This window comes from Hymenobacter jeollabukensis, from assembly GCF_005771675.1.
Taxonomy (GTDB): Bacteria; Bacteroidota; Bacteroidia; order Cytophagales; family Hymenobacteraceae; genus Solirubrum; species Solirubrum jeollabukense.
In genome coordinates this window covers 13,076-39,385 of record NZ_VAJM01000005.1, presented here as the reverse complement: position 1 = coordinate 39,385, position 26,310 = coordinate 13,076, and the positions used below count along the sequence as shown (strand labels likewise).

General features: G+C 63.2%; 23 protein-coding genes. 16 read left to right on the top strand and 7 right to left on the bottom strand.

What is annotated here, in order from left to right; all coding sequences use genetic code 11:
• Nucleotides 1–224 precede the first annotated feature (224 nt).
• On the bottom strand, nt 225–2,315 hold the full coding sequence (gene ftsH / locus FDY95_RS12365) for an ATP-dependent zinc metalloprotease FtsH (RefSeq protein WP_246074016.1): 2,091 nt from the start codon (nt 2,313–2,315) through the stop codon (nt 225–227).
• 220 nt (nt 2,316–2,535) lie between these two features.
• The gene (gene rsfS, locus FDY95_RS12360; protein ID WP_138078084.1) at nt 2,536–2,922 is read right to left on the bottom strand and encodes a ribosome silencing factor; all 387 of its coding nucleotides are present in this window, start codon (nt 2,920–2,922) and stop codon (nt 2,536–2,538) included.
• 42 nt (nt 2,923–2,964) lie between these two features.
• On the opposite strand from rsfS, the gene FDY95_RS12355 reads away from it, so the two are divergent.
• The 5 genes from FDY95_RS12355 to rlmB all read left to right on the top strand — a co-directional run bounded on the left by FDY95_RS12355 (nt 2,965) and on the right by rlmB (nt 10,114).
• Entirely contained in the window at nt 2,965–3,738 is a 774-nt protein-coding gene (locus FDY95_RS12355) for a biotin--[acetyl-CoA-carboxylase] ligase (protein WP_138078083.1), read from the top strand.
• 267 nt (nt 3,739–4,005) lie between these two features.
• Nucleotides 4,006–4,641, top strand: coding sequence for a T9SS type A sorting domain-containing protein (locus FDY95_RS12350; RefSeq protein WP_138078082.1), 636 nt, complete (start codon nt 4,006–4,008; stop codon nt 4,639–4,641).
• A 151-nt stretch (nt 4,642–4,792) separates the two neighbouring features.
• Entirely contained in the window at nt 4,793–7,825 is a 3,033-nt protein-coding gene (locus tag FDY95_RS12345) for a protein O-mannosyl-transferase family (protein WP_138078081.1), read from the top strand.
• 259 nt (nt 7,826–8,084) lie between these two features.
• Nucleotides 8,085–9,311, top strand: a complete 1,227-nt coding sequence (locus FDY95_RS12340; RefSeq protein WP_138078080.1) for a GWxTD domain-containing protein — start codon at nt 8,085–8,087, stop codon at nt 9,309–9,311.
• Nucleotides 9,266–10,114 carry a 23S rRNA (guanosine(2251)-2'-O)-methyltransferase RlmB gene (gene rlmB / locus FDY95_RS12335; RefSeq protein ID WP_171025660.1) on the top strand — a complete coding sequence of 283 codons (849 nt, stop codon included), beginning with the start codon at nt 9,266–9,268 and terminating at the stop codon, nt 10,112–10,114. The genes FDY95_RS12340 and rlmB overlap by 46 nt, the downstream gene beginning before the upstream one ends.
• Before the next feature lie 145 nt (nt 10,115–10,259).
• Here the strand turns inward: rlmB and FDY95_RS12330 are convergent, their stop codons facing one another.
• Together FDY95_RS12330 and FDY95_RS12325 are read right to left on the bottom strand one after the other, a co-directional pair.
• Nucleotides 10,260–11,345 (bottom strand): mannose-1-phosphate guanylyltransferase, encoded by a 1,086-nt coding sequence (locus tag FDY95_RS12330; RefSeq protein WP_138078079.1) that lies wholly within the window; start codon nt 11,343–11,345, stop codon nt 10,260–10,262.
• An 87-nt stretch (nt 11,346–11,432) separates the two neighbouring features.
• Nucleotides 11,433–12,413 (bottom strand): KpsF/GutQ family sugar-phosphate isomerase, encoded by a 981-nt coding sequence (locus FDY95_RS12325; RefSeq protein WP_138078078.1) that lies wholly within the window; start codon nt 12,411–12,413, stop codon nt 11,433–11,435.
• Between the two features lie 119 nt (nt 12,414–12,532).
• On the opposite strand from FDY95_RS12325, the gene recQ reads away from it, so the two are divergent.
• Together recQ and FDY95_RS12315 are read left to right on the top strand one after the other, a co-directional pair.
• Nucleotides 12,533–14,725 carry a DNA helicase RecQ gene (recQ, locus tag FDY95_RS12320; protein ID WP_246074015.1) on the top strand — a complete coding sequence of 731 codons (2,193 nt, stop codon included), beginning with the start codon at nt 12,533–12,535 and terminating at the stop codon, nt 14,723–14,725.
• Between the two features lie 107 nt (nt 14,726–14,832).
• Nucleotides 14,833–15,357, top strand: coding sequence for a dihydrofolate reductase family protein (locus tag FDY95_RS12315; RefSeq protein WP_171025659.1), 525 nt, complete (start codon nt 14,833–14,835; stop codon nt 15,355–15,357).
• Nucleotides 15,358–15,475: 118 nt separating this feature from the next.
• On the opposite strand, the gene FDY95_RS12310 is transcribed toward FDY95_RS12315, so the two are convergent.
• Nucleotides 15,476–15,895 carry a BrxA/BrxB family bacilliredoxin gene (locus FDY95_RS12310; protein WP_111478379.1) on the bottom strand — a complete coding sequence of 140 codons (420 nt, stop codon included), beginning with the start codon at nt 15,893–15,895 and terminating at the stop codon, nt 15,476–15,478.
• 157 nt (nt 15,896–16,052) lie between these two features.
• Between FDY95_RS12310 and FDY95_RS12305 the strand changes: the two genes are divergently transcribed.
• From FDY95_RS12305 to FDY95_RS12295, 3 genes are all read left to right on the top strand, one after another.
• Nucleotides 16,053–16,349: a hypothetical protein gene (locus FDY95_RS12305; RefSeq protein WP_138078389.1), complete on the top strand. Its 297-nt coding sequence runs from the start codon at nt 16,053–16,055 to the stop codon at nt 16,347–16,349.
• A 224-nt stretch (nt 16,350–16,573) separates the two neighbouring features.
• The gene (locus FDY95_RS12300) at nt 16,574–17,629 is read left to right on the top strand and encodes a tetratricopeptide repeat protein (RefSeq protein ID WP_138078075.1); all 1,056 of its coding nucleotides are present in this window, start codon (nt 16,574–16,576) and stop codon (nt 17,627–17,629) included.
• Between the two features lie 102 nt (nt 17,630–17,731).
• Entirely contained in the window at nt 17,732–19,786 is a 2,055-nt protein-coding gene (locus tag FDY95_RS12295) for an OmpA family protein (RefSeq protein ID WP_138078074.1), read from the top strand.
• Nucleotides 19,787–19,849: 63 nt separating this feature from the next.
• On the opposite strand, the gene FDY95_RS12290 is transcribed toward FDY95_RS12295, so the two are convergent.
• Together FDY95_RS12290 and FDY95_RS12285 are read right to left on the bottom strand one after the other, a co-directional pair.
• On the bottom strand, nt 19,850–20,305 hold the full coding sequence (locus FDY95_RS12290; RefSeq protein WP_138078073.1) for a hypothetical protein: 456 nt from the start codon (nt 20,303–20,305) through the stop codon (nt 19,850–19,852).
• Nucleotides 20,306–20,315: 10 nt separating this feature from the next.
• Nucleotides 20,316–20,633: a hypothetical protein gene (locus tag FDY95_RS12285; RefSeq protein ID WP_138078072.1), complete on the bottom strand. Its 318-nt coding sequence runs from the start codon at nt 20,631–20,633 to the stop codon at nt 20,316–20,318.
• 108 nt (nt 20,634–20,741) lie between these two features.
• On the opposite strand from FDY95_RS12285, the gene FDY95_RS12280 reads away from it, so the two are divergent.
• The 6 genes from FDY95_RS12280 to FDY95_RS12255 all read left to right on the top strand — a co-directional run bounded on the left by FDY95_RS12280 (nt 20,742) and on the right by FDY95_RS12255 (nt 26,206).
• Nucleotides 20,742–21,398: a LutC/YkgG family protein gene (locus tag FDY95_RS12280; RefSeq protein ID WP_171025658.1), complete on the top strand. Its 657-nt coding sequence runs from the start codon at nt 20,742–20,744 to the stop codon at nt 21,396–21,398.
• Complete coding sequence (locus FDY95_RS12275; RefSeq protein WP_138078070.1) at nt 21,379–22,164, top strand: UDP-2,3-diacylglucosamine diphosphatase; 786 nt, start codon at nt 21,379–21,381, stop codon at nt 22,162–22,164. Before FDY95_RS12280 ends, FDY95_RS12275 begins: the two co-directional genes overlap by 20 nt.
• On the top strand, nt 22,154–23,077 hold the full coding sequence (locus tag FDY95_RS12270) for a hypothetical protein (protein WP_138078069.1): 924 nt from the start codon (nt 22,154–22,156) through the stop codon (nt 23,075–23,077). Before FDY95_RS12275 ends, FDY95_RS12270 begins: the two co-directional genes overlap by 11 nt.
• Nucleotides 23,078–23,173: 96 nt before the next feature.
• Nucleotides 23,174–24,175: a ComEA family DNA-binding protein gene (locus tag FDY95_RS12265; protein ID WP_138078068.1), complete on the top strand. Its 1,002-nt coding sequence runs from the start codon at nt 23,174–23,176 to the stop codon at nt 24,173–24,175.
• Between the two features lie 119 nt (nt 24,176–24,294).
• Complete coding sequence (locus FDY95_RS12260; RefSeq protein ID WP_138078067.1) at nt 24,295–25,179, top strand: hypothetical protein; 885 nt, start codon at nt 24,295–24,297, stop codon at nt 25,177–25,179.
• Between the two features lie 148 nt (nt 25,180–25,327).
• Complete coding sequence (locus FDY95_RS12255; RefSeq protein WP_246074014.1) at nt 25,328–26,206, top strand: SDR family oxidoreductase; 879 nt, start codon at nt 25,328–25,330, stop codon at nt 26,204–26,206.
• The last annotated feature ends 104 nt before the right edge of the window (nt 26,207–26,310 follow it).

The window sequence follows — 26,310 nt, the reverse complement described above, 5'->3', positions numbered from 1 at the left end:
ATTGGAGATATAATAGTTGGCCTGTTCCCCACCTTGGACGGGCCCGCTTAGATACTATCTATCCGGAGACTGGTCATTTAGGCCCTTCTCTAGTAGGTTGTTGCAATAGGTGTGTCGAAAAACCGCAGGCTGTGCCGGCGGTTTTTTTGCGTTTACCCCGTATCACAACAGGCACAAAAAAACCGCTGCCTCTCACGAAGCAGCGGTTTTTTCATCTTAAACCCTTACGAAACGGTGGTACCGCTCGGTATGCTGGGCTCCGGCGCTGGCGGGGCCAACGGCGGCGTATCGATACCGGGCAGCGGCGGCTCGGGCGCGTCGTGGTGCGTGGGCGAGGCCCCACTGGGGTGCCCTTCGCGCCACTCCGACAGCGTTTCGCTGCGGTCAGTACCTTCCATGTGAGCCTGGTAGGCCGTGGGCACCGAGAACGGACGCTTGCCCACAAGGCGCTCCAGGTCGTCCTGCAGCAGCACTTCCTTGCGCAGCAGCTCCTGCGCCACGGCTTCCAGCTCGGTGCGGCGCTCAATCAACAGTTGCTTGGTGCGCTGGTACTGCTCGTCAATCATCTTGCGCACTTCCTCGTCGATGGTCTGGGCAGTGGCTTCCGAATAGGGCTTGGAGAAGCCGTACTCGTTGCGGCCCTGCGAGTCGTAGAACGACACGTTGCCAATCTTGTCGTTCATGCCGTACACCGACACCATGCCGTAGGCGCGCTTGGTGATGCTTTCGAGGTCGGACAGGGCGCCGGTCGAAATCTTGCTGAACACCAGGTCCTCGGCGGCCCGGCCGCCCAGCGTCACGCACATCTGGTCGAGCAGCTGGTCGGTGGTATAGAGGAACTGCTCGCGCGGCAGGTACTGCGCGTAGCCCAGGGCCGCGTAGCCGCGGGGCACGATGCTCACCTTCACCAGCGGCTCGGCGTGCTCCAGGAACCAGCCGGCCACGGCGTGCCCAGCCTCGTGGTAGGCTACGATTTTCTTTTCCTCGGGGCTGATGATTTTGTTCTTCTTCTCCAGGCCGCCGATGACACGGTCGATGGCGTCGTGAAAGTCCTGCATGGTCACCATCTTCTTGTCGCGGCGGGCGGCAATAAGGGCGGCTTCGTTGCAGACGTTGGCAATTTCAGCCCCGGCAAAGCCCGGCGTCTGGGCCGACAGGCGCTTGGCGTCCACGTCGGGAGCCAGCGTGAGCGGCTTCAGGTGCACCTGGAAGATGGCGGTACGGCCATTCAGATCCGGCGGATCGACGCTGATTTGCCGGTCGAAGCGGCCGGGGCGGAGCAGGGCCGAGTCGAGGGTGTCGGGGCGGTTGGTGGCGGCTAGGATGATAACGCCGGAGTCGGTGCCGAAGCCGTCCATTTCCACCAGCAGCGAGTTCAGGGTATTTTCCCGCTCGTCGTTGCCGCCGGGCACGTTGCCCCGGCTGCGGCTGCGGCCGATGGCGTCGATTTCGTCAATGAAGATGATGCAGGGCGCCTTCGCCTTGGCCTGCTTGAACAGGTCGCGCACGCGGGCCGCGCCCACGCCGACGAACATTTCCACGAAGTCGGAGCCCGACAGCGAGAAGAAGGGAACATCGGCTTCGCCAGCTACGGCCTTGGCCAGCAGGGTTTTGCCCGTGCCGGGAGGACCCACGAGCAGGGCGCCTTTCGGAATCTTGCCGCCGAGGATGGTGAACTTCGAGGGGTTCTTGAGGAACTCCACGATTTCCTGCACCTCTTCCTTGGCTTCTTCCAGGCCGGCTACGTCCTTGAAGGTGATTTTCACCTTGTCGCCGCCCTCAAAGAGAGCAGCGCGCGACTTGCCGATGTTGAAGATCTGGCCGCCGGGGCCGCCGGCGCCGCTCATGCGGCGCATCAGGAACCAGAAGCCTACGAGCAGCAGCAGCATAAAGCCCCAGCTGGCAAACAGATCGGTGACGCCCTGACGGCTGTCCACTTTCAGGCCCACGCGCTGGGGTGGCGGAATGTTGGCCTGGAGCTTGTCGAAATCTTCTTTAAACGTCTTGCCGTCGATGACGCGGAAGTTGAACTGCGCCGTCTGGTCGGTCATCAACGGGCCACGGTTGCGCAGTTGCGGACCGTACTTGTTGGTCTGCAGGGCGTCTTTCTTGAGCGTGACTTCCACCAGCCGGTCGTTGATGAGCGTGACGTCGCGCACGTCGCCGGCCTGGTACATCTGCTCAAACTCCTGCTGGGTAATCTCGATGGCCGAGTTGCCGCGGTTCAGGTAGTAGAACCCAAACACGAGAATCGTCAACCCGAGCAGCACCCACAGCTGCACGCCGGGCTTGGGAGCCCCGGACGATGGCAGCATGGGTTTTTTCTTTTTCGGAGAAGGGGTGTTATCTGGCATGAATAAGATTGGTCTTCAACAACGAGAGACACTGCAGACCTGAACACGCCGCCAAAGCGGTTTGTTCGGCCGCGCCGGCGACTTTACCGTCGGCGCGGCCTGGTTGCCAGGGCTGACGCAGCGGCCCGGCAATTACTTTACCGGCCGCCTAAAATCAGCAGCAAGCAGAAAGAACAGCCGGTTACTTCACCGCCGTTTCTTCCTCGATAAAGGAAATTTCGGCGTCGCCCCACAGCTCTTCGAGCGCGTAGAATGAGCGACGGTCGCGCAGGAATACGTGGACGACCACGTCGACGTAATCGAGCAGCACCCACTCGCGGTTTTGGCGGCCTTCGCTCTGCCACGGGCTCTGGCCGGTGGATTTCTCCACTTCATCCTCTACCGAGCGGGCAATGGCGTCGAGCTGGGTATCGGAGGAAGCCGAGCAGATGACGAAGTAATCGGCAACGGCGTTTTTGAGGTGTTTAAGATTGAGTACGACGATGTCAGAAGCCTTTTTGTCCTGCATCCCACGTACGACGAGGTCTGCCAAGTTGTCCGAATCCTGCCGAACCGGGGTAATTTTCATGTGAAGAAAGTAGGTTTGTCAATACAAAGTAGCGAAAAACAAGTGGAGCCAATCAGTCCCCAAACGCTCTTCACGGGCCAACAGCTCATCTGGTTGCCAGAATGTGGCTCCACGAACACGGAAGCCCGGGAGCTGATAGGCCAAAACCGCGCCACCGATGGCTGCACCGTCATAACGGACAAGCAGACCGCCGGACGTGGGCAACGCGGCAACCAGTGGGAAGCCGCTCCGGGCGAAAACCTGACCCTGTCGGTGGTGTGGCGCCCGGCGTTTGTGCCGGCGGCCGCCTCGTTTCACCTAAACCTGGCCGTGGCCCTCGGGGTGCACGACTGGGCCAGCGCCCTGCTCGGCCCCGACCCCGCCCTGCGCCTGAAGTGGCCGAACGACCTGTTTTACCAGGACCAGAAGCTGGGCGGCATCCTGATTGAAAACACACTTAGCGGCGCACAAATTCACTACAGCGTGGTGGGCATTGGAATAAATGTCAACCAGGCGCGGTTCGACGTGCCCACGGCCACCTCGCTCAGCCGCCTGACGGGCCGCGCCTATGCCCTGCCGCCGCTGGCCGCCCGCCTGCTCGAAAGCTTGGAGCGCCGCTACCTGCAGCTGCGCGCCGGGCACGTGGCGGCGCTGCAGCAGGCATACCGGCAGGTGCTCTACCGCTACGACGAGTGGCACACCTTTGAAGTAGAGGGCAAGCGCGTGCCGGGACGCATCGTGGACGTGACGGACGCCGGGCAGCTGGTGCTGGAGCAGGCCAGCGGGCAGCGTCGCAGCTTCGGGCTGCAGGAAATCCGGCACGTGCTGAACGACTGAAAGCCAGCATTTCCGGTTTGGCGGGCAACCATTCGAGGCGTAGCATGCGAGTGTAGGAATGCACCTTCTTCGCTCCTGCTACCATGCCCGAACCCTAGCTAGTTAAACCCGCCTGCCGGGCAGGACTCTAACAGCTGCTTGCTGCCCATAAGAGTTCCGGCACGGGGCTTGCACCTAACCAACTGACTCTTCCGGTTTTCCTCGGAAATTTCCTATCTTAGGCCTTGATTAAACCTCATCGGGGCCTGCTCTCAACGCCCATTTCCCATGAAGATTTTTACTCGCCTTTTTGCTGCCACCGGCCTACTATTGCTTCAGCAGGCATCGGCGTGGGCTGCCACGTTTGTCGTTCAGGTTCGCAACAACGACTATTCCCCGCAAGTAGTCGACGTCGCTCCGGGCGACGTGGTGCGCTTTCAGTGGATTGAAGGCACCCATCCGACTGTTTCGGACAGTTCTCCGGCCGCTTTTGGTGCCTTCACCCCCAGCGCATCGGTGCCCACCACCGACGTGCGAATCAGCGCGCTGGGCACCTACGATTACCACTGCACAGCCCACGGTGCGGCCGGCCGCATCGGCATGTGGGGCAGCATAAGGGTGAACAGCGCCACGCCGGTGCAGGAAGCCGCCAAGCAAGCCGCCGCCCTGCTCAACGTGTACCCTAACCCCGTGCGCGGCGGCGAGGCTACGCTGACCATGAGCGAGCTAAAGGTCGGCCAAGCTTACCGCTTGCGCATTACCAACATCATCGGCCGCGAGGTGCAGAGCGTGGTGTTGCGGCCCGAAACCGTGACTAACGGCCAGCTCATCAATTTCTCGGCGCTGCCGGCCGGGCTCTACATCTGCTCGGTGCTCAGCAATGATAAGGTACTGGCCACCAAGCGCGTGACGGTGCAGAACTAATCGTCTGCCTTTTAGCCGCTGACTTCGTAGCATCCGCTCCTTCGGGGGTGGATGTTTTTTTGTGCCTTTTCCGCCCAAAATATGCCCCGGCCGCCAAGGCGCGGCCCTTGCCGCATTTATCCCTACTTTTGGGATTCCTGAAAATCCCTGTATGCAGCGTTACTCGCGACTGAATAACCTGGTGGGCTGGCTGGTATTTGCCGTGGCCACCATTACCTATCTGCTCACGCTGGAACCCACGGCTAGTTTCTGGGACTGCGGCGAGTTCATTGCCTGCTCCTACAAGCTGCTGGTGCCCCACCCGCCCGGCGCGCCCACCTTCCTGCTGCTGGGCCGCCTGTTTTCCCTGCTCTCCTTCGGCGACGTGACGAAGGTGTCGGTGCTGGTGAATGCCCTGTCGGGGCTGAGCTCCTCGTTCACGGTGCTGTTCCTGTTCTGGACCATCACCATGCTGGCCAAGAAGCTGGTGCTGGGCCGCCCCGGCATGCACGACGACCGGCCGCTGGAACCGACCAGCGGGCAAACCCTGCTCATCCTGGGCAGCGGGGCCGTTGGCGCCTTGGCGCTGGCCTTCTCCGACTCCTTCTGGTTCAACGCCGTGGAGGCCGAGGTGTACGCCATGTCCTCGCTCTGCACCGCCGCGGTGGTGTGGCTGATGCTGAAGTGGGAAAACCGCGCCGACGAGTACGACTCGGATAAGTGGCTGATTCTGATTGCCTACGTGATGGGCCTGAGCATCGGGGTGCACTTGCTGAACCTGCTCGCCATTCCGGCCCTGGGCCTGATCTACTACTTCCGGCGCACTGCCACGCCGACCTGGACCGGCGGCTTCATCACCCTGGTGGTCAGCAGCATTATCGTGGGGGTGATTCTGGCGGGCATCATTCCCGGCCTCCCGTCGATTGCCGGCTGGTTTGAGGTGCTGTTCGTCAACTCGTTCGGGTTGCCGTTCAGCTCGGGCCTGATTTTCTTCCTGATTATCTTCTTCGGGCTGCTCTGGTTTGGCTTCCGCTACTCCAAGCAGCGCAGCAGCCGCCTGCTCAACACGGCCCTGCTCAGCCTAGTGTTCATCCTGATCGGCTACTCCTCGTATCTGATTATCCCGATCCGCTCGTCGTTCCTGCCGACCATCAACGAGAACACGCCCAACGACGTGCTGTCGTTCGTGAGCTACCTGAAGCGCGAGCAGTACGGTGACCGGCCCCTGCTCTACGGGCCGCAGTTCAGCGCCCAGCCCTACGACCAGAAGGAGGGCGCCCCCCGCTACGTGCGCGGCAAGGATAAGTACGAAATTGCCGAGCACCGCCTCGAAACGCTGTACCGCGACGAAGACAAAGTGCTGCTGCCGCGCCTCTACTCGCCCGACCCCGGCCACATTCAGCAGTACCAGAAGTGGGGCGTGAACGTGCGCCAGACCCAAGACCCAGAGACGGGCCAGACGGCCTACGCCAAGCCCACCATGGGCGAAAACCTGGGCTTTCTGTTCCGCTACCAGATGGGCCATATGTTCTGGCGCTACTTCATGTGGAACTTCGTGGGCCGCGACTCCGACGTGCAGCAGGCCGGCGTGATGTGGCCCAACGAGGGCAGCAAGAGCGGCCTGCCCGAGCGCATTGCCGACAGCAAGGCCCGCAACAACTTCTTCGCCATTCCGCTGCTGCTGGGCATCGTGGGTTTGTTCTTCCACGCCCGCCGCGACGGCAACAACGCCCTGATGGTGGGCTTCCTGTTCCTTTTCACGGGCCTGGCCATCGTCATTTACCTGAACCAGCCGCCCATCGAGCCGCGCGAGCGGGACTACACCTTCGCCGGCGCCACCTACGCCTTTGCCATCTGGATTGGGCTTGGGGTGCTGGGCCTTGCGGCGCTGCTGCGCTCGGTGCTCAAGTCTGATTCGGCCCGCGGCGGTATTGCCGTGGCTATCGGCCTGGTAGCCCCCGCGCTGATGGCTTCCCAGGGCTGGAACGACCACGACCGGTCGGACCGCTACAACTCGGTGGACTCGGCCAAGAACCTGCTCAACTCGCTGCAGCCCAACGCCATTCTGTTTACCAACGGCGACAACGACACCTTCCCGCTCTGGTACGCCCAGGAAGTGGAGGGCATACGTACCGACGTGCGCGTGGCCGTGCTCAGCTACCTGAATACCGACTGGTACATCGACCAGATGAAGCGCCGCAGCTACAAGTCGCAGCCGCTGCCGATTTCGATGGACCACTCGGTGTACCAGCAGGGCACCAACGACTACCTGCCCTACGCCGAAAACCCGGCCGTGAAGGAGGTCGACCTGAAGCAGTTTATGCAGCTGGTGGAGCAAAACTCGCCGCTGCTGCAGGTGCAGACGCAGAGCGGCCGTCCGCTGCTCTCGTTCCCGACGCGTAAGTTCTATCTGCCCATCGATACCGTGGCGGTGGAGAAAATGGGCCTGGTGCTGCCCGAGCGGCGCAACCAGGTGGTGTCGCGCATGGAGTGGGACATGGGCCGCGGCGCTATTGAGAAGAAAAACCTGGTGATTCTGGACATGCTGGCCACCAACAACTGGCAGCGCCCGATTTACTTCTCCTCGACGGTGAACACGCAGGACTTCATGAACCTGCAGCCCTACTTCCAGCTCGAAGGCATGGCCTACCGCGTGCTGCCGGTGAAGGACCCGAACTTCAACCCGCAGAGCAACCAGGAAGGCTACGTGGCGAAGGACCTGATGTACGACATCATGATGAAGCGCTTTGCCTACCGCAACCTCGACCGCGCCGACATCTTCTACGACGAGAACAACCTGCGCTTCCCCGCCAACTACCGCGACAAGTTCTACCGCCTGGCCCAGAGCTACGTGGACGCCGGCGACAACGCCAAGGCCAAGGAGGTGATGAACTACTGCTTCAAGGTGATGCCCGACAAGGCCATTCCCTACGATTACTACGTGCCGCAGTTCGTGGTGCCGCTGGTGAAAGTGGGCGAAACGCAGCGCGCCAACGAAATCATGGACACCATGACCAACCGCGCTCAGCAGGCCCTGGCCTACTACAACACGGCACCCGACGGCGGCCTGTTCGACCTGGAAGTGCAGCTGAACCTGCTCACCCTGCAGAGCGTGTACCGCGCCGCCGAGCAAGTGGGCGACCGGGGCCGCGCTACCAAGGCGCTGAACCTGCTGCAGCAGTATTACCCGCAGCAGGGCGGCTAAGCCCGCCTGCTGGATTAACGCTGAAACGCCCCGCCGATACTGCATCGGCGGGGCGTTTTATCTGATATCAAAGGCCAAAGCTCTTCTAGTGCGCGTTATATATTTTCGTCGGCGGGGCAAAAACTATAACATGACTCGTTATAATTTTTGCCCCGCCGACGAAAATATATAACACCTGCATATACTAGGTTACAGCCGCCCTGTCTGCTCTGATTTGCCATCGGTATAGCTTTTTCTGCCCCACCGCCGTTATTGGGATATGATGCGTCCGTTGCTGCTCCTTCTGTGCTACCTCGGAATTGCCGGCTCAGTATCGGCCCAGAAGCAGCCTGTGCCCTGGCGCATCGACTTTGCCGGCCTCTACCAGCCGGGCCGCCCTAGCATCGACGCCCGGCGCGAGGGCGTGGACAGCCTGCGCCTGTTCGTGCGGTTTCCGGCCGGCACCGCCCCCCGGGCCGACCAGCACCTGCGCGTGATGACCTGGAGCAGCTACGAGGCGCGGCGCCCGGGCTGGCAGGACGACCTCGGCGCCTTCGGCCAGACCAGCCGCGGCAACGACGTGACGGTGAGCTTCTGTGTGCCGCTGGCCCCGCTGGCCGCCGCCTCGGTGCTGGCTGTGGGCTCCGTCGAAGCCATTGCCGACGCCCCCGAAGTCACGGCCTGGCTGCCGCTCACCGCCGAGCTGCGCCGCCGCCCCTTCGTGCTGACCGATTCGGCCGGCCGCCCGCTGCTGCGCCGCTACCTGCGCACCGGCGAAACCGTACGTCTCGACCTGGACGCCGGCGCCAGCGCCGTGCTCACGCTGCGCCGCTACCCGCACGACTTCAGCCCCGCCCTGCCCCCGCACACCGACCCGGCCCGGCAGCAGACCACCTCGCGCACCCTCACGGCCCTGTCGGTCCAAACGCTAGTGGCCGATCAGCCCATCCGCTTCGCCGAGCCCGGCCTTTACACCCTGCAGCTCGGCGACACGCCGCCGCTGGGCGTGCTGGTGCAGCCCGGCCGCTTCCCCGAAGTCGCCACCGCGCCCGAGCTGATCGACCCGCTGCGCTACCTGACCACCTCCGTGGAGCGCGAGCAGCTGGAGCGGTCCGAAGCGCCCAAGCGCGCCGTCGACGAGTTCTGGCTGCGGGCGGGCGGCAATGAGCAGAGCGTGGCCCGGGTGCTCATCCGCGACTTTTACGGCCGCGTGGCCGAAGCCAACCGCCTCTTCACCGCCCACAAGCCCGGCTGGATGACCGACCGCGGCCTGCTCTACGTGGTGCTGGGCCCGCCCGACCGCGTGGAGCGCACGGCCCTGGCGGAGCGCTGGGAGTACCTGGGCACCGAGCGCGCCGGCACTTACACGTTCCGGCCCAAACCGAGTACCTTTGCCCCTGACTACTACGAACTGGTGCGTCGGCCTGAGTACGAATGGCTTTGGATGCGCGCCGTGCAACAATGGAGAACTGGCAAGAACGCCCCCGCCCCGCGGGCCGGCCGCTGAATGAGCGCCGCCCCGACTACAAGAAATACCCGCCGCGCCAGGCCCAGGACCGCAGCATCGAAATGGTGTTCGGCCTGCGCCCCATCATGGAGGCGCTGCAGGCCGGCAAGACGCTGGAGAAGATCTACCTACTGAAGGGTGCCAAGAACACCATCGTCAGCGACATTAGCGCCCTGGCCCGCGCCGCCGGAACGCCCATTTCGCTGGTGCCCAACGAGAAGCTCGACAACCTCACCCGCAAAAACCACCAGGGTGCCGTTGCCTTCCTCTCCCCCATCGACTACGCCCCGCTCGACAACCTGCTGCCGACGCTGTTCGAGCAGGGTAAGACGCCGCTCATCCTGGTGCTCGACCGCATTACCGACGTGCGCAACTTCGGCGCCATTGCCCGCTCGGCGGAGTGCCTCGGCGTCGATGCCATCGTGGTGCCCACCCACGGCGCGGCCCAGATGAACGGCGACGCGCTGAAAACTTCCGCCGGCGCCCTCACCCGGGTGCCCGTCTGCCGCGAGTCGAACCTGCACGCCACCCTGCGCCGCCTCAAAGACTCGGGCCTGCAGATTGTAGCCTGCACCGAGAAGGGCGATGAAAGCCTGGAAAAAGCCGGCATCGACATGACCGGCCCGCTGGTGGTGGTGATGGGCAGCGAGGAAGACGGCATCAGCCCCGAGCTACTCGACCTGTCCGACGCCCGCCTGCGCATCCCGATGATTGGCCAGATCGGCTCCCTGAACGTGTCGGTGGCCAGCGGTATCCTGCTCTACGAGGTGCTGCGCCAGCGCCTGGTGACGGGTGACAAGTAACAGGTGACACGTAACAAGTCACAGTAATCCACTGTCCAAAACGAAAGGCCGGCCGCTCTGATGAGCGGCCGGCCTTTTTTATCCTGGTGCAGAGCTGACACAGGACATAAACCTGTCACGTGTCACCTGTTACTTGTCACCCAATTCAATTATACCCCGCGCCCTTTTTCGACTTCACGTCGGCCACGAACTCCTTCACGCGCTGCTCCTCGGTGCGCTTGCAGATCAGCAGCACGTTGTCGTATTCGGCCACGATGTAGCCTTCCAGGCCCTGCACTACCACGAGGCGCTCCGAAGGCGTTTTGATGACGCACTCCTTGGTGTCGTAGAGCATGGCGTCGCCGTCGATGACGTTGTTGTGCTCGTCGCGGCGGCCCATGCGGTGCAGCGAGTCCCAGGTGCCCAGGTCGCTCCAGCCGAAGTCGGCGGGCAGCACGTACACGTTGTCGGCCTTCTCCATGATGCCGTAGTCGATGCTGATGTTGCGGCTGCGCGAGTAGGCTTCGTCGATGAACGCGGCTTCCTGCGGGGTGCCCAGCTGCCCGGCGCCTTCGTCGAATACCTCCGCAATGTCGCTGAGGTAGTGGTGGAAAGCCCGCACGATGACGTCGGCGCGCCACACGAACAGGCCGGAGTTCCAGAGGAAGTCGCCGCTATCGATAAACATCTGCGCCAGCTCCAGATTGGGCTTCTCGGTGAAGGTCTTCACCTTGCGCAGGTTGGTGTCGCCGAGCTTCTGCTCGTCGATAAACTGAATGTAGCCGTAGCCGGTGTCGGGGCGCGAGGGCTGAATGCCGAGCGTGATGAGCACGTCGTTCTGCTGCGCGGCACTGACGGCCTGGCGGATGATGTCCTGAAACACGTCCTCCTTGAGCACCGCGTGGTCGGCGGGCGTGACGATGATGGTGGCCTGCGGGTCGCGCTGCGCGATGCGGTAGCTGGCGTAGGCGATGCACGGGGCCGTGTTGCGGCCGATGGGTTCCCCCAGGATCTGGTCGGGCTGTAGCTCGGGCAGGTGCTGCTGCACCAGTTCGGTGTAGTCGCGGTTGGTTACTACGAACACGTTTTCGGGCGGGCAGATGCCGGCGAAACGGTCCACCGTGAGCCGCAGCATGGACTTGCCAACGCCCAGCACGTCGTGGAACTGCTTGGGGTTGTTGGTGCGGCTAAAAGGCCAGAAACGGCTACCGATGCCGCCGGCCATGACCACGAGGTACGTATTCTGATTCATCAGGAAGGGAGTAACAAAAGCCCGGCGCGGCACTGCAGTGAGGGAAAAGTCCGCGCCGTTGGGGACCGGCAAAGGTAAGGGATTCGCTCAGACCAGCCCTTCGCGCAGCAAATCGTGCAGGTGGATAAAGCCCTGAAAACGGCCCGCTTCCGTCACCACCAGCTGGGTGATGTTGCGCGCCTGCATCCGCGCCAGCGCCTCGGCCGCAAACTCTTCCACCTCGATGGTGACCGGGCTGGGCGTCATAATAGCCCGGGCCCGCACTTCGCCGAGGCGCTCGGGCTCGAAGTTGGTGAGCATGCGGCGCAGGTCGCCGTCGGTGATGATGCCCTGCAGCTGGCCTTCCGGATCGAGCACGGCGGTGGCGCCGAGGCGCTTGCCGCTGATTTCCAGAATTATTTCGCGCAGCCCGGCGTTATCAAGCACTTGCGGGACCTGGTTTTGCCGGCTCAGGTCGCCCACCTTTAAATAGAGCTTCTTGCCCAGCGTGCCGCCCGGGTGCAGGGTGGCAAAGTCGCGGGACGTGAAGCCGCGCGACTCCAGCAAAGCCACGGCCAGGGCGTCGCCCAGGGCCAGGGCGGCGGTGGTGCTGGTGGTGGGCGCCAGGTTGTGGGGGCAGGCCTCGCGCTCTACCGGGGCGTGCAGCACGTAGTCGGCCTGCTTGGCTAGGTACGAATCCCGATTCGAAACCAGCGCGGCCATGGGCACCTGCTTGCGGCGCAGCAGCGGCACCAGCACCTTGATTTCGGGCGTGTCGCCCGACTTGCTGATGCAGATGACGAAGTCGCCCTCCTGAATCATGCCCAGGTCGCCGTGAATGGCGTCGGCGGCGTGCATAAAGAGGGCGGGCGTGCCGGTAGAGTTGAAGGTGGCCACCATCTTGCCGGCAATGTGGGCGCTCTTGCCGATGCCGGTGACGACCACGCGCCCGCGTAGTCCCAAAATGGCACGCACGCACTCTTGAAAATCTCCGGTTTGGCTTATAGCTTCGGCTACCCCCCGAATGGCCTCTGCTTCTTGCAGAAGCACATTTTTTCCAATGGAATTGACGTCCGTCAACGGTTTCAATCTAAATTTGTCTAGATTGAGCAGTAAACCCCGAGCGTGAATTTCGTCTGGTTTACCCTTTTGCTCAGCGAGGAAGTACGATGTCAGAAGCAGCAAATACAGCAGAACTTGCGGCGCCCGTGAAAAAGGCCGCCAAACCCGTGGCGGCTGATCTGAAGGCCAAGTTAAAGGAAGTTTTTGGCTACGGTCAGTTCCGCGGCACGCAGGAAGCCATCATCCAGAACGTCATCGACGGGCACAACACCTTCGTGATAATGCCCACGGGCGCGGGTAAGTCGCTGTGCTACCAGCTGCCGGCGCTGGTCTTGCCGGGCACGGCCATCGTCATCTCGCCGCTGATTGCCCTGATGAAAAATCAGGTCGACCAGCTCAACGCCTTCGGGGTGAATGCGCAGGTGATGAACTCCACGCTCACCAAGACCGAGGCCAACAAGGTCAAGCGCGACGTCATCAACGGCGACGTGAAGCTGCTCTACGTGGCGCCCGAGTCGCTGACGAAAGAGGAAACGCTGGACTTTCTGCAGAAAGCCACCATCTCGTTCGTGGCCATCGACGAGGCGCACTGCATCTCGGAGTGGGGCCACGATTTCCGGCCGGAGTACCGCCGCATCCGCGGCATCATCGACGATATCGGCGCCAACGTGCCGATTATTGCCCTCACGGCCACGGCCACGCCCAAGGTGCAGCTGGACATCCAGAAGAACCTGCAGATGGACGACGCGTCGGTGTTCAAGTCGTCGTTTAACCGCACCAACCTCTACTACGAGGTGCGGCCCAAGCACCAGACCAAAAAGGCCCTGATCCAGTTCGTGAAGGGCATGAAGGGGCAGGCGGGCATCGTGTACTGCCTGAGCCGGAAGAAGGTAGAGGAAATTGCGGAGCTGCTGCGCGTCAACGACGTGCGCGCCCTGCCCTACCACGCCGGCCTTGACCCACAGACGCGCATGAATAATCAGGACGCGTTTCTGAACGAAGACTGCGACGTTATCGTGGCCACCATCGCCTTCGGCATGGGCATCGACAAGCCGGACGTGCGCTTCGTGATTCACTACGACACGCCCAAGAGCATCGAGGGCTACTACCAGGAAACCGGCCGCGCCGGCCGCGACGGGCTCGACGGCCACTGCCTGATGTTCTACAGCTACGACGACATCGTGAAGCTGGAGAAGTTCAACAAGGACAAGCCGGTGACGGAGCGCGACAACTCCAAGCTGCTGCTGCAGGAAATGGCCAACTACGCCGACTCGGCGGTGTGTCGGCGCAAGCAGCTGCTGCACTACTTCGGCGAGGTGTACGAAAAGGACTGCGGCTTCTGCGACAACTGCCGCCACCCGCGCGAGAAGTTCGAGGCCAAGCAGTACGTGCTGCTGGCCTTGCAGGCGGTGGTGCAGACCGAGCAACGCTTCGGCATCGAGCACCTGACGGCCGTGCTCACGGGCATGACCAACCCGCACGTGGAAAGCTACGGCCACGACCAGCTGCCGGTGTACGGCGCGGGCAAGGACCGCGACATTGCCTTCTGGCACTCGGTCATTCGCCAGTGCATGATCAGCGGCTTTCTGGGCAAGGACATCGAGAATTTCGGCGTCATCAAAATCTGCGACAAGGGCGAAGCCTTTCTGGTCGAGCCCTTCAGCCTCAAGTTCTCCAAGGACCATAACTACGAGGAAGAAGTGCAGCAGGAAGAGCAAAAAGAAGAAGTCCAGCAGTCGGCCGGTCACGACGCGGCCCTGTTCGACATGCTGAAGGCGCTGCGCAAGAAGCTGGCCCAGCAGAAGAACCTGCCGCCCTACGTGCTGTTTCAGGACCCCTCGCTGAAGGAAATGGCCACCACCTTCCCGGTGAAGATGGAGGACCTGGCGCACGTGTCGGGCGTGGGGCAGGGCAAGGCGCAGAAGTTCGGCGGGCCCTTCCTGGAGCTGATCAAGAAGTACGTGCAGGAAAACGACATCGAAACCGCCGCCGACGTGGTGGTGAAATCGGCCGTCAACAAGTCCAAAATCAAGATTTACATCATCCAGCAGATCGACAAGAAGATGGACCTGGAGGAAATTGCTTCCTCCAAGGGCATCGACATGCGGGAGCTGATGGAGGAAATCGAGCACATCTGCTACTCCGGCACCAAGCTCAACCTGGACTACTACATCAACTCGGTGCTCGACGAGGACCGGCAGGACGAAATCTACGACTACTTCATGTCGGCCCACACCGATAACATTGCGGTGGCGCTGAAGGAGCTGGGCACCGATGACTTCACCGAGGAAGACCTGCGCCTGATGCGCATCAAGTTCCTGAGCGAAGTGGCCAACTAAATCACGAAATCCTACGGATTTTGCGGACGCCCGTGGTCAATATGACCACGGGCGTTTTCGTTGCTCTTCCCCATTACGCTCGACAAGCCGAATGCGTACCTTCCGCCATGCCTGAAATTGTGCTCTACATCGCCGCCTCGCTGGACGGCTACATCGCCGAGGAGGATGGCGGCGTGAAGTTCCTGCAGCCTTTCGAAGAAGCCGGTATCGATTACGGCTACCAGGCGTTTCAGAAGTCACTCAGCGCCGTGGTCATGGGCGCGAAGACCTACGAACAAATTCTCGGGTTTGGCTGGCCCGAGTGGCCCTACAAAGGCCTGCCGGTGTACGTATGCACCCGGCGGGAGCTGCCCACCACGGTCGATCCGGACGTCTGGCTCTGGCCTGATCCGGTGGAGGAGCTGGTGCGGCAGCTGCCCGACGGCCGCACCTGGCTGATGGGCGGCGCGCAGCTCATCGACTCGTTCAACGCCCTCGGCCTCGTCGATCGGCTGATGCTGGCGGTGATGCCCGTATTTCTGGGTCGCGGCATCAAGCTGCTCAACCAGCCGCCGCCGCAACAACTCGTGCTGGAAGACCTCACGCGCTACCCGGATGGGGTGCTGATGCTGGAATACGCGCTGAAACGGTAATTCCTGAGCGCGCCTCCCCGGTTACGGGCGGAAGGCCGTTCCGTTTTGGCACTGACAACAAAGCAAAAAGGCCCTCGGCAAGTGCCGCGGGCCTTTTTCGGTGCATGAAAAACTTTTACTAGTCGCAGTATTCGGCAAAAGCGCCCTGAAGGTTGTCCACAATGCGCATTAAATCGTTGCCTTCGATGTGGTAGCGCTCGATCATGTGCACCAGCTCGCCGTCTTTGAAGAGGGCAATGCTCGGCGAAGAGGGCGGGTAGGGCAGCATGAACTCGCGGGCTTTGGCCACGGCTTCGGTTTCCATGCCGGCAAACACCGTCACCAGCTTGGCGGGCTTCTTGTCCGACGAGGACAAAGCCATTTTCAGGGCCGGGCGGGCCTTGGCGGCGGCGCAGCCGCACACCGAGTTGACGGCCACCAGCACGGTGCCTTCCTGGAGGTTGAGGGCCGATTCCACTTCTTCGGGCGAGTAGAGCTGCTCGAAGCCGGCTTCGGTGAGGTCCTGGCGGATGGGGGCCACCATGTATTCGGGGTACATTGCCATGATTGACAAACGCTTGGGGTAGGAAAATGTCGAAGGAACGCACGGCCGAAGCCGCGGCTTGCAAAACTACGCAAACTCCGCTTGGGCGGACCGCGTGTATAACCACCAGTCGGGGGGCAGAAGTTTGCCGGTGCTATATATTTTTCGCCTGATGACCTACGCCGAATTCACCGCCACCCTCACCGCGCCGGCTCCACCCGCTACGCTCTCACCCCTACTGCGCGCCCTGTGGCTGGAGCACCACGGCCGCTGGGACGCCGCCCACGACCTGGCCCAGCAGGACGAAACCAACCCGCTGGCCTGCTGGCTGCACGCCTACCTGCACCGCCGCGAAGGCGACCTGGCCAACGCCGGCTACTGGTACCGCCGCGCTGGTAGGGCACGCTTCGCCGGCTCGGAGGTCGAGGAATGGCAGGCGCTGGTACTGGCGGTGCTTGAGGGCGGATGAGTCAATAAGAACGTCATGTCGAGCGCAGCCGAGACATCTCGCTTGATAGTAACTCCCTCGTTGAACGTGATTCTACTATCTGGCATCAGCACGCGAGATGTCTCGGCTGCGCTCGACATGACGTTCCTTTCCGCTCATCTTTCATCCATCATCTTCCAGATGTCCGGAAAAATGCAATATATTTCGACAAGTCACCGACCCCTCTTCCACGCCGCGGCGCTTCTATGAAACAATACTTATTCCTTTTTGGATGCACCCTAACGGCCTTTGCGGCCCAGGCGCAGACCGACACAGTGCGAGCTTCCACCCTACCGCCCGCGCAGCTTGCCGAGAAATATTACAATAGCGGCGTCGCGAAGTTCAACGAAAAAAGCTACAACGCCGCCATTCAGGACTTTGACCGGGCGCTGGCGGCCAAGCCTGATTTTGCCAAGGCCTACTACAACCGCGCCGCCACCCGCTACGAGCTGAAGCAATACGCCCCGGCCGTGCAGGACTACAACGAGGCCATCCGCCTGGATCCGAGCACCTTCACCGCCTGGTACGGCCGCGCCCAGGCCAAGCAGGCCCAGAACCTGCCCGCCGAAGCCGAGCAGGACTACAGCAAAGTCACCGAGCTGAAGCCCGACTACGCCGCCGCCTGGTACGACCGCGGCGCCCTGCGCTTCGAGAAGGGCGACTACCAGGCCGCCCTGCAGGACTTCACCCAGGCCACCAAAGTCGATCCGAAGTACGCCTATGCTTGGCACGACCGGGCCAGCGCCGAGCGGCAGCTGGGCCAGCCCGAGGCCGCCGTGCGCGACTACACCGAGGCCCTGCGCCTCAACCCCGACCTGCACGTGGCCCTGCTGAACCGCGCCGCCGCCAAGCGCCGGCAGAAGGACTACAAGGGCGCCCAGGAAGACTACTCCGACTACCTGCGCCGCCGCCAGGACGACCCGGTGGGCTACCTCGGCCGCGCCGGGGCCCGCTACGAAGCCGGCGAGTACCAGGCCGCCGTCGACGACCTGACGCAGGCCCTGAAGCTCAAGCCCGACTACGCGCTGGCTTTGAACAACCGCGCCGCCGCCTACCAGCAGCTCAAGAACTACAAGGCCGCCGAAGCCGACGCCACGGCTGCCATCGGTCAGAACCCGCAGTACGCCGAGGCCTACCTGAACCGCGGCCACGCCCGCGAGATGCTGCGCAACGTGCCCGGCGCCTGCGCCGACTGGCGCAAAGCCGCCGAGCTGGGCATAACGGCCGGCACCGCCTACGCCGCCAACTCGGGCTGCGAATAGGTGGGATGAGCAGATGACTAGATGAGTGGCTGAGCAGATGCCTGCTTTGTAACCTCCATCTACTCATTTACTCATCCAGTCATCCATCATCTTTCAGAAAACATGCTTAGATATTTATACGCCGCTTCCTTTTTGTTGCTGACGCTGACGGCGCAGGCGCAGAACGTGGACTTCACCAAAGACGAGTTCAAGGGCGACAAGGAAAGCCTCAAGAACGCCCAAAAGGAGCTGAAGGAGGCCAACGGCTGGTACGAAACCGACCCGCCGCGCTACGAGCAGGCGTTGCCGCACTTTCTGGCCGCCCAGCAGGTGAACCCCAACAACGCCCAGCTCAACTTCCGCATCGGGCACTGCTACCTGAACTCGACCTACAAATCCAAGGCCCTGCCCTACCTGCAGAAGGCCTACCAGCTCGACCCGCAGGTGGACGCGCGTATCCGCTACATGCTGGGCCGCGGCCTGCACCTGAATGCCCGCTGGGAAGAGGCCATTGCCGAATACAAAGCCGCCCAGCCGGCCCCCGGCGGCAAGAACGCCACCGCCCAGCAGAACGACATTCGCAAGAAGATTCAGGAGTGTGAAGCGGGGCTGGCCTTGATGAAAACGCCCACCCGCGCCTTCATCGACAACGTGGGGCCGGCCATCAACACGCCCTACCCGGAGTACGGCCCGGTCATCACGGCCGACGAGTCGGTGATGCTGTTTACCTCCCGCCGCGACGGGGGCGTGGGCGACGAGAAAGACCCGTTTATCGGCGGCTATTTCGAGGACATCTGGCAGTCGGTGAAGGGGAAAGACGGGCAGTGGCAGCAGGCCAAGAACCTGGGGCCGACGGTGAATACCAAGGGCCACGACGCGGTGGTAGCCATTTCGCCCGACGGGCAGAAGCTGGTGACCTACGTGGAAGATGGCGCCGGCGACCTGCACGAGGCCAACCTGAAAGGCTCGGCCTGGAGCAAGCCCGGCTCGTTGGGCCGGCGCGTCAACGGTGGCCAGTCGCACGAGTCCTCGGCGGCCTACGCCCCGAACGGGCGGATGCTGTACTTCGTCAGCAACGGCTCGGAGGAAAGCTCGCGCGGCGGCCACGACATCTGGCGGCTCGACATCGAGGGCAAGGGCAAGGCCGAAAACCTGGGCTCGGTCATCAACACGCCCTACGACGAGGACGGCATCTTCGTGCACCCCGACGGGAAGACCATCTACTTCTCCTCGCAGGGCCACAACTCGATGGGCGGCTACGACATCTTCCGCTCGGAGTGGAAAAACGGGCAGTGGACCAAGCCCGAAAACCTGGGCTGGCCCATCAACACCCCCGACGACGACGTGTTCTTCGTGCTGTCGGCCTCGGGGCGCCACGGCTACTTCGCCTCCTCCCGCGACGACACGCAGGGCAGCCGCGACATCTACATGATTACCTTCCTGGGCCCGGAGAAGCCGCCGGTTATTTCCTCCGAGGAGCCGCTGCTGGCCTCCCGCGCCGCCCCGGTGCGGCAGACGCTGCTGGCCCCGGCCGTGCCCATTGCCACCGCCCAGGTAACCATCCTGAAAGGCACCGTGACGGATGCCGACAGCAAGCAGCCCATCGAGGCCACCATCGACCTGGTCGACAACACGCTCAACCAGGTTATTGCCTCGTTCCGCTCGAACTCGCAGTCGGGGCGCTACCTGGTGTCGCTGCCCTCGGGCGTGAACTACGGCATCGTGGTGCGCAAGGAAGGCTACCTGTTCCACTCCGAAAACTTCGACCTGCCCCAGGGCGCGGCCTACTCGGAAGTGGTGAAGGACATTCCGCTCAAGAAGCTGGACGTGGGCGCCAAGGTGGTGCTGAACAACATCTTCTTTGACTTCGACAAAGCCACCCTGCGCAAGGAAAGCACCGCCGAGTTGGAGCGCCTGGTGCAGCTGATGACGGTGGAATACCCGGCTTTGCGCATTGAAATGTCGGGCCACACGGATAACGTGGGCAAGGCCGAGTACAACAAGGACCTCTCGTTGCGCCGCGCCAAGGCCGTGGTGGACTACCTGACCGCCCATGGCGTGGCCGCCGCCCGCCTCAGCTCCGCCGGCTACGGCGACACGCAGCCGGTGGCGCCCAACACCACCAAGGAAGGCCGGCAGCTGAACCGACGCACCGAGTTCAAGGTGATTGGTAAGTAAAACTGACACGCACCCAAGACTACGGCCCGGTTCGACCTCATTGGTTGAGCCGGGCCGTGGCCTTTAGTCGAGGTCGTAGTACCGCTCGAAATGGTCCTCGAAGCTCCGGTACTTGCCCAGGCTGATGGCGTCAAACTCATCCGTCAGCGGGCCACGCCTCACGCCCAGCAGCCGCAGCGCCGCGTTGATGCCGCCGGCGGTGGCGGGCATCAGCACTTGGCCGGCATCGTACACCGCCGCGTGCTGCTCGCCGCTGCCGCCGAAGTAATCGGTGCTGATGAGGGCGTAGCGGCCGAGGCCCAGCGCCCGGGCCAGGAAACGGGTGACGTCGTTGTCGAGGATGATATCGGAATAGTTGCGGTGCGGGATGTCTAGCTTGTCGGCCCAATAGTCGCTGTGGTAGGCGTTCAGGCCGATGATGGTGTAGCCGTTTTCCAGGAAACAGGGCAGCTCGTAGGCGGCGGCTTGCGCTTGGTCGACGGGGCCGGCGGTGACAAGGGCGAAGATGTGGTGACCCATATGGCGGCAATTACGTCCACAGATAGCCTCGTAGCTTCACTAAGCGAGTCAGCATCATGTTGTCTTCTTCGTGTTGCCCCGGCGTCCATATCCAGTCGATACCATCGGCCTGGTCGCGTTGCACCCGCTGTTTCCACCAGCTATAGAGCGTTTCCAGCTCTATTTTAACGTCCCCCCGCTGGTCGGCCGTCCAATCCCAATGCGTAAGCAGGCCCTCCTTTTCGATGCAGTCGGTGAGCAGCTGAAAGCAGGCGTGCAGCATTACGTTGTCCTTATCCGACCAGCTTTCATCAAGCGTATCGATTCGCAAAATATTGGCAGGCTGCATACTTCAAGCGGTTGATTGATCAGCCAGCCAGGATGTTCCTGGCCACGAATCGTCCACAAAATCCGCGAAATCCGGAGAATCCGCAAGAATCCGTGATTAGCTTTGTACATGGCCGAAACGTCCCGTGACATCATCCTGAAGCGCATCCGCACGGCCCTGCAGCAGCCCAGTCCGCAGCAGCCGGCCGTGCCCAACTTCACCGCGCCGCTCTTTCCGGCCCCGGCCGACGACCTGACCATCAGCTTCGCCGAGAGCTTCGTGCGGGCCGGCGGCACGTTCTACTACTGCGCCACCGTGGAGCACTTCTACGACCTGCTCTACAACCACAAAAAGGAGCGCAACATCGAGCACCTGTTCGTGTGGGAGCCGGAGCTGAAGAAGCTGCTGCACGCGGCCGGCATCGTGCACACCGGCGACGAAACCGACTTTATTGCCCACGCCGACGCGGGCCTGACCACCTGCGAAGCCCTGGTAGCCCGCACCGGCTCGGTGCTGCTCAGCTCGACCACGGCCAGCGGCCGGCGCCTGAGCATCTACCCCGATCAGCAGCTGGTCTTTGCCCGCGCCTCGCAGGTGGTGGCCGACATCAGCGACGCCCTGCTGCTGGCCCAGGACAAGTTCGGCGGGCTGGACAAGCTGCCGTCCATGCTTTCCCTGGCCACCGGCCCCAGCCGCACCGCCGACATCGAGAAAACCCTCGTGCTCGGCGCCCACGGGCCGCGCAGCATCACCTTGTTCCTGCTGGATGACCTCGCCACTGCCTGAGCTGCCCCCCATCGTGCTGGCGCCGGGCCGCAAGGTGTACTTCGCTTCTGATTTTCACCTCGGCGCGCCCAACCCGGCCAGCTCGCGGGAGCGGGAGCGGCGCATCGTGCGCTGGCTGGACATGGCGGCCCAGGATGCGGCCGCCATATACCTCGTCGGCGACATTTTCGACTTCTGGTTTGAGTACCGCCACGCCATTCCCCGGGGCTTTATCCGCCTGCAGGGCAAGCTGGCCGAGCTGGTCGACGGCGGGATACCCGTGACCTTCTTCACCGGCAACCACGACATGTGGATGTTCGGCTATTTCACCCAGGAGCTGGGCATTCCGGTGCTGCGCCACCCGGTCAGCCTCACTATCGGGGAGCAGCGCTTCCACCTCGGCCACGGCGACGGGCTGGGGCCCAAAGACTACACCTACAAGGTGCTGAAGCGCATTTTTGCCTCGCCGGTGGCCCAGTGGCTGTTTGCGCGCATTCACCCCAACGTGGGCATCGGCATTGCCAACGCCTGGAGCCAGCGCAGCCGCCTGAGCAACACGGCCAAGGACGACATCTACCTCGGCGACGACGAGTGGCTGCTGGTGTACTGCCGGGAGCTGGAAAAGCGTTTCCACCACGACTACTACGTGTTCGGCCACCGTCACCTTCCCCTCGACGTGCCCGTGGGCGCGCATAGCCGCTACGTCAACCTCGGCGAGTGGGTCAATTATTGCACCTACGGCGTCTACGATGGCAACAACCTGTCCCTGGAGCGTTTTGAAGGCTAGGCCCCGCTGGCTGAATGCCCGGCTCGGCAAGTCGGCTGCCGCCGCGCTTGGCCTGACACTGCTCGGCGGGGCGCCCGCCCTGGCCCAGACGACCACGCCCCAGCCCACCGCCCCGGCCGAAGCCCGCCCCGCGGCCCAGCTGCCGGCTACCACCGCCGCGCCGGCCGCCAACCTGACGCTGGTGCGCACCGTGCCGCTGGTCCAGCCCGGCCCGGCTTCGCTGGATCGGCGCGGCAACCTCTACGTAACCGACGCCCGGAACAGCCTGCGGCAGTTCGGGCCCGACGGGCAGCCGCTGGCCACTTACTCGCCGCCGCTGGTGGGCCACACCGGCTCGGTGGAAGCCTGGAACGCGGCCAAAATCCTGGTGTACTACGACGACCGGCAGGAGCTGCTGGTGCTCGACCGGTTTCTGGCGCCCATCGGCGGCACGCGCTTTTCCGAAATCATCGACAACGGGCTGATTCGCCTGGCCACCATCGCGCCCGACGACAACCTCTGGCTGCTCAACGAAAGCAACCTGACGCTGCTGCAGTACAGCTCGGCCCAGCAGCGCGTGACGGTAGCCACGCCCCTGGATGTGCTGCTGGGCCGCACCAAGCCCGACTTCCGCTTTCTGCGCGAGTACCAGAACAACCTCTACCTCGTCGACCGCACCAGCGGCGTGTGGGTGTTCGACAACCTGGGCAACTTCCGCAAGCGCCTGCCCATCAGCGGCCTGAGCTGGGCCGGCTTCCGCGGCGACGAGCTGTACTACCTGCGGGACGGCCTGCTGCACTTCTACCACCTCTACAGCTTTCAGGAGCGCACCGTACTGCTGCCCGCACCCGACGCCACGCAGGTGCTGGTGGGCGAGCATTACCTCTACATTCTCACGCCGACAGGCTTCAGCGTCTACCAGCTGCCGCGCTGAAAAGTCAGTCAATATTTTCTACTCCGCAAGCATCCAACAAACACTATTAATCAGTAGATTTTCCGCCGATTCTAGTGTTCTGTTGCATTCTTGATTATGTCCGTGGCTGATTCCCTGCGCCGTTTTGTGCGGCGGCATTTCGGCTTCTCCCGAACCGAAACCAATGGTTTTGCTTTCCTGCTGATTCTGCTGCTGGCCTTGCTGGCCACTCCGGCCCTGCTGCGCCCGGCCTTGCCTCGTTACAACCCCGCCGCCGACCGCCGGCAGCTGGAGCAGGTAGCCACCGAGCTGACCGCCGCCCGCCCCGCCGAAGCCACCCGCCGCCGCTACCCGGCCCGGCGCCCCGCTTACGTGCGCGTGGCCCGCATTCCGCTCCGGCCCTTCGACCCCAACGCGGTGGACGAAACTGGCTGGCAGGCCCGCGGGCTGCCGCGCTTTCTGGCCAAGCGGCTGGTGAAGTACCGCGACGTCATCGGCGGCTTCAAAGCCAAGGAGCAGCTGCGCAAAGCCTACGGCCTCGACGATACCACCTACCAGCGCCTGGCGCCCTACCTGCTGCTGCCCGAGCAGCTGCCGCCCCGCGAGCAAAAAGCCTACGCCAGCCGCTACCCCAACCGCCAGCAGCAGCCCTTCGCCCAGGCCGGCGACGCGGCCGGTACGCCGGGCAAGTTTCCGCGCAAGCCGCGCAACCTGCAGCCCTTCGACCTGAACGCGGCCGACACCACCCAGCTCATGCAGATCCGCGGTATCGGGCGGCGGCTGTCGGCGCGGGTGGTGGAGTACCGCGAACGGCTGGGCGGCTTCATCAGCGTGGATCAGGCCGCCGAAATCTACAGCCTGCGCGACGCGCCCGACCTGGTCGACAGCCTGCGCAAGTACACCTTCGTGCCGGCCGGCTACCAGCCCCAGCCGCTCAACGTGAACGAGGGTGAGTTCGAGGAAATCTGCCAGCACCCCTACCTGGGCAAGCGCCTGGCCCGCGTGGTAGTGGCCTACCGCCAGCAGCACGGCCGCTTCCGCCAGCCCACCGACCTGCGCCAGATTCGCGTGCTCGACGACGCCACTTACCAGAAGCTGCTCCCCTACCTGCGCTTCTGATGCCGGGGTAAGCCGCGGCCGGCGCGGCCGAATTGCAGCCAATCCACCGCGCTTTGCGTAAGGCAGCGCAGAATCCCTCCCGGTTTCGGCACCCGAAGCTGCGTTTTTCTGCCTCTGCCATGCTGTTTGTACTCCGCGATAAGCTGATTCCCCTGCTGATTTTTGCGCATTCCGTGCTCTGCGGCTGCACCAAGAAGGATGACCGCGGCGACTTTGCCCGCGTGAGCAAGGACTACCGCGTGCAGACGGTGGGCCGCCTGCACAAGCAGGAGGTGGTGGAAAGCTCGGGCCTGGCCCTGGCCGACGCCGACGGCAACCTCTGGACCCACGGCGACGGCGGCAACACCACCTGGCTGTACCTCGTCAACCCGCAGGGCGACCTGATTCGGACGCACCCGGTGCGCGGCGCCAGCAACGTGGACTGGGAAGACCTGGCCCAGGACCGGCAGCGCGGGCAGCTGTTCATCGGCGACTTCGGCAACAACGCCAACAAGCGCCGCGACCTGCGCGTCTACCGCCTCTCCGGCCCCGACCTGAAGCAGGTCGATACCATCCGCTTCCACTACCCCGACCAGAAGCTGTTTCCGCCCAAGAAAAAGGCCCGCAACTTCGACTGCGAAGCGTTTTTCTACCACAACGACAGCCTCTACCTCTTCACCAAGAACCGCGGCGAAGGCAACTGGGTGAAGGAATACCACCTGCCCGCCCGACCCGGCAACTACGTGGCCCACCTCGCCGACAGCATCCGCATCAATACCTGGATTACCGCCGCCGACATCAGCCCCGACGGCCGCCGCGTGGCCCTGCTCGGCTACGGCCACGTGTACCTGCTCGACGTGCAGCCCGGCCGGCCCCTGTTCGAAGGGGCCAAGAGCTGCCTGCCTCTGCCCGGCAGCGGGCAGGCCGAGGCGCTGACCTTCATCAACGACCACGACTTCGTGCTCAGCAATGAGAAGGGCAAGCTGTTTCGGGCCAGCTTCCGCGGCAGCACCGCCACCCGCTGACGCCTCTCGGTACGCACTACACGGGTGCCGGGCGCTACCGGAGAGCCGGCCCCGACGGCATCTTCGGCCATACGGGCGCCGCACGAACAAAGCGGGCAGCTCGGTGGTACTGGACTCACAATCATCCCCCAACCGAACCACTACCTCCATGCCTGACACAATCCTGGTTACCGGCGCTACCGGCACCGTCGGCGCCGAGCTGGTGCGCGCCCTCAGCAACCGCGGCGTGCACGTGCGCGCCGGCGTGCATTCTGTCATCAAAGGCGACCGGCTGCGCCAGTTCAACCCGGAGGTGCAGCTGGTGGAGCTGGATTTTCAGCGCCCCGAAACGCTGGGTGTGGCCCTCACCGGCGTCGACCGCGTCTTTCTGCTCGTGCCCTTGGCCGAAACGCAGGTGGAGGACAGCAAACGGTTTATCGACGCGGCTAAAGCCGCCGGGGTGAAGCAGGTGGTGAAGCTGTCGGTGATGGGCGCCGAGGCGGAGCCGGGCATTCAGCTGGGGCGCTGGCACCGCGAGGCCGAGCAGTACCTGGCGCAGAGCGGGCTGCCTTACGTCATTCTGCGGCCGAACAGCTTCATGCAGAACTTTCTTACCTACCAGGGCGCCAGCATCCGCGGGCAGGGCCGCATCTACCAGCCCCAGGGCGAGGGGCGCGCCAGCTACATCGATGCGTTCGACATTGCCGAAGTAGCCGCCGCCATTCTCACCGCCGACGTGGCCCGGCACCACGGCCGCGCCTATCCGCTTACCGGCCCTGAAGCGCTGAGCAACAACGAGGTGGCTACCATTATCAGCCAGACTACCAACCACCCGGTGCAGTACATCGACGTGCCGGAGGAAGCCGCCCGCCAAGGGATGCAGGGTGCCCCGCAGTGGATGATCGACGCAATCATGGAGTTGAACGCCCTCATCCGCGCCGGCTACACTGCCACCATAACGACCGACGTGCAGCAGCTCACCGGCCGCCCGCCCCGCACCATGCAGGAGTTTGTGCGGGTGCACCGGGCCGAATTTCTGCCGGCGTAGCACCCTGGTACGCGGTTAGGTTCACCAGCAGCTGGCCCAGCCCCTACTTCGTTATTCCAACAAAAAAGCCCCTCAGCAATTGCTGAGGGGCTTTTTTTACGGGT